Origin of the sequence: Enterobacter sp. 50793107 (assembly GCF_001463365.1) — a bacterium.
In the GTDB taxonomy this organism is placed as follows: Bacteria; Pseudomonadota; Gammaproteobacteria; order Enterobacterales; family Enterobacteriaceae; genus Enterobacter; species Enterobacter cloacae.
Map to the genome: position 1 here is coordinate 1 of NZ_LNII01000043.1, position 235 is coordinate 235.

The following is a 235-nucleotide window of genomic DNA, read 5'->3' on the forward strand; positions in this document are numbered from 1 at the left end:
TGGACCACGACGGCGTATCTCCGGGTGCATCGGGCATGTCCACACACCTTCAGAAATATCGTTCTCCGCCTGGTGGTGAGGCTGTTTTATCTGATCAGGGATGACCTCGTGGTGATGGTGGTGATGGGAATGTTCACTGGCATCTTCTGTAAGATAATGATCGGGATGAGCTTTAAATTTGCTCTCACAGCTGGCGGAGCAGAAATAAAGCTGATGCTCCTGGTATCGAATGCTG

Annotated in this window: 1 protein-coding gene; it reads right to left on the reverse strand. The window is 50.6% G+C overall.

The genetic code is table 11. The features are described 5' to 3' along the window. Nucleotides 1-235: YHS domain-containing protein (locus APU11_RS26570; RefSeq protein WP_114078533.1), on the reverse strand; the 235-nt coding region annotated here is incomplete at both ends.